Origin of the sequence: Streptosporangium sp. NPDC049078 (assembly GCF_040648855.1) — a bacterium.
In the GTDB taxonomy this organism is placed as follows: Bacteria; Actinomycetota; Actinomycetes; order Streptosporangiales; family Streptosporangiaceae; genus Streptosporangium.
This window is the reverse complement of sequence record NZ_JBEZEL010000019.1, coordinates 46,484-52,483: the sequence shown is the minus strand read 5'-3', so window position 1 is coordinate 52,483 and position 6,000 is coordinate 46,484. Positions and strand designations below refer to the sequence as shown.

The window sequence follows — 6,000 nt, the reverse complement described above, 5'->3', positions numbered from 1 at the left end:
ACCCGAGGACGTCGAGATCTCCATCAACGGCCGCGAACTGTGCGTCAACGGCGAGGTCCACAAGGAAGAGGGATCCCTCTCGGACACCCGGCCGGCGCGTGCGGTGCGGGGGTGGACGGCTCAGTCGGTCATGCGGGCCGCGCACGGACAGCGAGGCGTCGAGAGACGGCGAGAACCTCGACCTGCGGACGTGAGGGGGAAGGCCCGGTCAGGACCGCTTTCCGCCTTCGGATCGCCCTCCGGAGCGGCCGCTCTCCGAACGTCCACTCTCCGGGCGCCCCTTGGAATGCCCGGCCTTGACCTGGATGCGTCGCCCCTGTCCCTGGGTGGCCTTGGGGATCCGCAGGGTCAGGATCCCCTCCTCCATCGACGCCTCCACGCCCTCCTGGTCCACGTCGGAGGGGAGCGAGGTGTGGAAGTGGAATCGTCCCGTCCGAACCCGCAGCGCGTTGGAACTTCCCTCTTCCTTGTGGACCTCGCCGTTGACGCACAGTTCGCGGCCGTTGATGGAGATCTCGACGTCCTCGGGTGAGATGCCGGGCATCTCCAGCCTGGCGAGGTAGGCGTCGTCGATCTCGTCGATCTCGGCGATCGGCATCCACGGGCGTTCCGCCTCGCCCTCGACCGTCGGCCGGGTCAGCAGTCCGAGCTGGCTGAACAGGTCCTGCATCTCCCCGAAGGGGTCCCTTCGCAGTATCGCGAACGGCTCGACCCCGTGCATGTGGCCGCCCCTGGTGCGCCTCATCGGCAATGTCATGACATCCCCCTGCTTACGCTTGAATCAGGCTCCTCGTCCCCCACGAGGGAACCTCGGCCGCAGCAGGGCAACGGCCCGCGCGGCCAGTAGCACAGCGCTACCGCGTAGTGACAGATACCCGACAAAGGTCGCGACTACACTCGCCGCCGACCCCACCCGCCCCGCCGGGCGGCGTCCCCGGCGACCTCAACCGGGTCACCTCTCGGGCTCTCCCTCCTCGGCCCGGTAGGACGTGGTCCAGGTGGCACCGCATCGGCAGTGGGACAGCACGAGCAGCTCGCCCCCCTCGGTCACGGTCATGTCGCGATTGAGGCGGACGTGAACATGCGTGCTCATGACGGGTGGACCTCCACTTGATCATTGGTTCCGGCCGGTCCTCGGCCGCGAATCCCCGGCGTCGTCGGGGCCGCGGTCACGCCGCCCGGCCCGGGGAGGTGATGTCTTTCCTCACCACATCCCCAAAATATGCGATTCCAGGACAAAAGTGATGATTTTCCATATTTAGCCCATGGGCTCGCGTCCCCCGGGAAGGGGGCCGAACGCCGACGAGCGCGGCGATTCCCCCGCCCCGCGCTCGCGAAATTTTTTCCATATGGTAAAGGCATGTTCTTCGAGCCCCCATCGGCACAGGAAGAAGCACCCCGCCCGTCCAAACCCGAACTGCCCGCCTGGTACGCCCCGCCCGCCGAGGAGATGGGCGCGACGATGACCAGCGATCTTCTGCTCGCCCGCACCCCGAACGTCGCCATCGCCCTGCCGACGATCCGGGCGTTCAGCACCGGATGCCTGTTGGACGTGGACATCGTCATGAGGCGGCGCTCCCTGCCCCCCGACGACTTCCAGGCCCTCCAGATGTCCGTGTTTCCGCACATGATCTCCAGCGTGAGCGCCCGCGGGTTACCGGACAACCTGCTGCGGTTCGGCGTCCGCTTCGCCGACGGCACCAAGGCCACCACCGTCGGGCAGAGGTTCGACCTGGCACGGCTCCCACAGGACCCGCCATCGGTTCCGCGGCTCTCCTGGCTGTTCGGAGGCATGTCCCTGCGCAGCGGCGGCGACGAAGAGGGCTTCCTCACCGTCGGACTGTGGCTCTGGCCCTCACCGCCCCCGGAGACCTTCGAACTCGGCGTGGAGTGGCCCTCCGCCGGGATCGAGCTGAGCATCGCCACCCTGGACGGCGCGGCCATCGTGTCCGCCGCCGAGCGATCGGTCCCGTACTGGCCCGCCCCCCCCACCGGGCGGCTGACCCGCTCCCGGCTTGAAGGCCGGAGCACGGCGGACGATTTCAACGGCCCCTGACCTGCGCGGACCTCCACGAGTTCCGCTCGCCGCCCTCCCGGCCACGGCACACACTTGACCGGGAGGACCCACCATCCCGCGAACCTCGGACCCGCCGCCCATCCGGGGCGGCGGAGCCCCGATGATCCGACCGGCGAAAAATCGTTCGCATCCTCCTGACACCCTGCGTCACCATTGCCATGACCGAGGGTGTTCGGAGGGGCGGATGGCCGTGCTGGAATCAGTCGATTCTCCAGAAGACAGACCGTCTCCCCGGAGGTCGGCCGTCCTGCTGGCGCTGCGGTACTACAACCGGGAGCTGCTGAGACAGTGGCGGGTCGCCGTGCCCGCGCTCACCCTGCCCGCGTTGGGCAACACCTGCCTGTTCTATCTCGCCCCGCTCGCGGTGGGTGCGATCGTGGGGCGCCTGTCCGACGGCGGGGACGACGTCGCCGCCCTCATGCCGTACGTGCTCGGCTTCGGCGCGACGCTGCTCGCCGGGGAGGTGCTGTGGCGGGTGGGCATTCACTTCCTGAACCGTACGGACGCCCGGGGCGTCGAGTGGCTCGGGGTGATGGCCATGGACAGGCTGCTGGCCAAGGACGCCGCGTTCTTCCACGACAACTTCGCCGGCTCGCTGACCAAGCGGGTGCTGAGCTTCTCCGGCGGGTTCGAGAACTTCGTGGACACGCTCACCTTCTCGATCATCGCCAAGGTGGTGCCGCTGGCCTTCGCCTCGGTGGTGCTGTGGCGGTATCACCCGCTGCTGGTCTTCGTCCTCCTCGGCCTCATCGTCGTCACCGGCCTCGTCATCGCCCCGCTCATTCGCCGTCGCCAGAGACTGGTGGACCAGCGTGAGGCCGCGAAGGTGCGGGTGTCCGGGCACATCGCCGACGTGCTGGCCAACATGGAGACGGTCCGCGCGTTCGCCGCCGAGGAGCGCGAGGCCGCGAAGCACCGGGCGCGGGTCGCCGAGCAGCGCGGGCTGACGCTCCGCTCCTGGGACTACGCCAACCTCCGGGTGGACACCGTCATCGCCCCGCTCTCGATCCTCACCAGCACCCTCGGCCTGCTCCTCGCCATCACCCTCCGCGGCGGCCTGGGCGTGGAGGCGGTCGTGGTGACGTTCAGCTACTACACGACCTCGATCAACATCATGTTCGAGTTCAACCAGATCTACCGTCGCATGGAGAGCGTGCTCACCGAGTCCGCCCAGTTCACCGAGCTCCTCCTCACCCCGCCGGCAGTCGTCGACCCCAAGGACCCGCAGCCGCTGCGCCCCGCCGACGCCGGCGTCCGGTTCGAGCGGGTGACGTTCGCGCACTCCGGCAATCCGCCGTTGTTCGACGGCCTGGACCTGCACATCCCCACCGGCACCAAGGTCGGCCTGGTGGGCCGGTCGGGCGGCGGCAAGACCACCCTCACCCGGCTGCTGCTACGCCTCATGGACATCGAGGACGGCCGGATCCTCATCGGCGGCCAGGACGTCACCCGGCTCCGCCAGGCCGACCTGCGCAGCCTGATCTCCTACGTCCCGCAGGAGCCCGCCCTGTTCCACCGGTCGTTGCGCGACAACATCGCCTTCGCCCGGCCGGGCGCCACCGACGCCGAGATCCACCGGGTGGCGCGGGCGGCGCACGTCACGGAGTTCGCCGAGACCCTGCCGAACGGCTTCGACACGCTGGTCGGGGAACGCGGCGTCAAACTCTCCGGCGGCCAGCGGCAGCGCGTCGCCCTCGCCCGCGCCATCCTGCGCGACGCGCCGATCCTGCTGCTGGACGAGGCCACGAGCGCGCTGGACTCCGAGAGCGAGACTCTCATCCAGGAGGCCCTGTGGGGCCTGATGCGTGATCGCACCGCCCTCGTGGTCGCGCACCGGCTGAGCACCGTCGTGCGCATGGACCGCCTCGTCGTCCTCGACCAGGGCCGCATCGTGGAACAGGGCGACCACCACGAGCTCCTTCGTGCCCAGGGACCGTACTCCCGCCTGTGGCACCACCAGTCCGGCGGTTTCCTCCTCGAAGAGGACAGCTCGGACGCCGTCCCCCGCTGAGAGTCTCACCGTTCGCGTGAAATTTTCACCGGTGTGACGCCGTACTCCCAGAGTGTCAGGGTGGATCGATCACGGCGTTTGAGGTTCCGCGGCCCGCGTGCCTACGGTGCTGACATACGTAAAGTGATTCGGTCAAGGAGGCCATCATGCGCGCCCGCGTCATACCGGCCCTGATTCTGGCTCTGCTCGCGCTGGTCGTCACCGCCCCCGAGGCCCGCGCCCAGGTGGTGGGCGGCTTCGACTTCTCCCGGGCGCAGGTCTCCGTCACGGGCCTCCAGGTTCCCTGGGGTCTGGCGTTCCTGCCGGACGGCAGCGCGCTGGTGTCAGAACGCAACACCGGACGCATCCTGCGGGTGCGGCCGGACCAGACACCCACGGCGGTCGCCACCATCAGCGGGGTGAGCGCCTCGGGTGAGAGCGGCCTGCTCGGCATCGCCGTGTCGCCCACCTACGCCCAGGACGGCTGGGTGTACGCGTACTTCACCAGCACCGCCGGGGACAACCGCCTGGTCAGGCTGCAACTGACCGCGCCACAGACACAGACGGTGATCCTCTCGGGGGTGCCGAGCGCCACCATCCACGACGGCGGCCGCATCGCCTTCGGGCCCGACGGCATGCTCTACGTGGCGACCGGCGACGCCGGCACCACCGCCAACGCGCAGAACGTCAACAGCCTCGCCGGGAAGATCCTGCGGATGACACCCACCGGAGGCGTGCCCTCGGGCAATCCGATCGCCGGCTCCCGCGTCTGGACCTACGGTCACCGCAACGTCCAGGGCCTGACCTGGGACTCCCAGGGCAGGATGTACGCCGCCGAACTCGGACAGAACACCCGGGACGAGATCAACCAGATCGTCGCGGGCTCCAACTACGGCTGGCCGACGTGCGAGGGCACCTGCAACAACCCCTCCTTCCGCGACCCGATCGTCACGTGGACGACCGCCGAGGCGTCGCCGAGCGGGCTGGCCTGGGCCAACAACACGCTCTTCGTCGCCGCGCTGCGCGGCCAGCGCCTCTGGACGGTGCCGTTGAGCGGCGCCGGCACCCCCGGCACGCCGCTGGCCGAGTTCCAGTCCACCTACGGGCGGCTCCGCACGGTCGCGGTCGGTCCGGACGGCTGGCTCTGGGTGGCGACCAGCAACCGGGACGGCCGCGGCACCCCGGCGGCGCAGGACGACCGCATCGTCCGCGTCCCACCGGCCACCACCGGGGGCGACACCACCGCGCCGACCGCGCCGACCGGCCTCGCCGCGTCGGGGACGACCTCCACCGGCACCACCCTGGCCTGGACCGCCTCCACCGACAACGTGGGCGTGACCGGATACGACGTCCTGCGCGCGCCGGGCGCGTCCGGCGGCACCTTCACCCAGGTGGGGACCTCGGCCACCACCTCGTACGCCGAGACCGGGCTCACCGCGAACACCACCTACCGCTACCAGGTCCGGGCCCGCGACGCGGCGGGCAACCTCTCGCCGGTGTCGAACACGATGACGGTCACCACCACCCCGGGTGGCGGCGGCCCCGGTGGGTGCTCGGCGACGGGGACCGTCCAGACGCAGTGGTCGAACGGATACGTGATCCAGCCGGTCACGGTCACCAACACCGGCACGTCCGCGACCAGTGGCTGGACGGTGACCTTCACGCTGCCGAGCGGCCACGCCGTCACCGGTTCGTGGAACGCCACGCTGACCGTGAGCGGGCAGACCGTCACGGCGAGGAGCGCCGGGCACAACGGCGCGCTCGGCCCGGGCCAGAGCACCACCTTCGGTTTCCAGGCGAGCCGCCCCAACGGCAACACCCAGACGCCGTCCGGCTACCAGTGCACGAGCCCCTGAGTCCTGCCCACGCCTGAGAGAACCGGCACGCCACCGGGGAATCGGTCCCCCGGTGGCGTGCCGATCCCGGTGGGCAC

General features: G+C 69.9%; 5 protein-coding genes. 3 read left to right on the top strand and 2 right to left on the bottom strand.

Annotated elements, in window-relative coordinates:
• Positions 1-208: 208 nt before the first annotated feature.
• Both AB0B90_RS29815 and AB0B90_RS29810 read right to left on the bottom strand, forming a co-directional pair.
• Positions 209-757 (bottom strand): Hsp20/alpha crystallin family protein, encoded by a 549-nt coding sequence (locus tag AB0B90_RS29815; RefSeq protein ID WP_350947094.1) that lies wholly within the window; start codon positions 755-757, stop codon positions 209-211.
• A gap of 195 nt (positions 758-952) precedes the next feature.
• Positions 953-1,093 (bottom strand): hypothetical protein, encoded by a 141-nt coding sequence (locus tag AB0B90_RS29810; protein ID WP_350947093.1) that lies wholly within the window; start codon positions 1,091-1,093, stop codon positions 953-955.
• 267 nt (positions 1,094-1,360) lie between these two features.
• Here AB0B90_RS29810 and AB0B90_RS29805 point away from each other — a divergent pair, with 267 nt between their 5' ends.
• From AB0B90_RS29805 to AB0B90_RS29795, 3 genes are all read left to right on the top strand, one after another.
• Positions 1,361-2,056, top strand: a complete 696-nt coding sequence (locus AB0B90_RS29805; protein ID WP_362925867.1) for a hypothetical protein — start codon at positions 1,361-1,363, stop codon at positions 2,054-2,056.
• A 211-nt stretch (positions 2,057-2,267) separates the two neighbouring features.
• On the top strand, positions 2,268-4,088 hold the full coding sequence (locus tag AB0B90_RS29800) for an ABC transporter ATP-binding protein (RefSeq protein WP_362925866.1): 1,821 nt from the start codon (positions 2,268-2,270) through the stop codon (positions 4,086-4,088).
• A 146-nt stretch (positions 4,089-4,234) separates the two neighbouring features.
• Positions 4,235-5,923, top strand: a complete 1,689-nt coding sequence (locus tag AB0B90_RS29795) for a PQQ-dependent sugar dehydrogenase (RefSeq protein WP_362925865.1) — start codon at positions 4,235-4,237, stop codon at positions 5,921-5,923.
• Positions 5,924-6,000 lie beyond the last annotated feature (77 nt).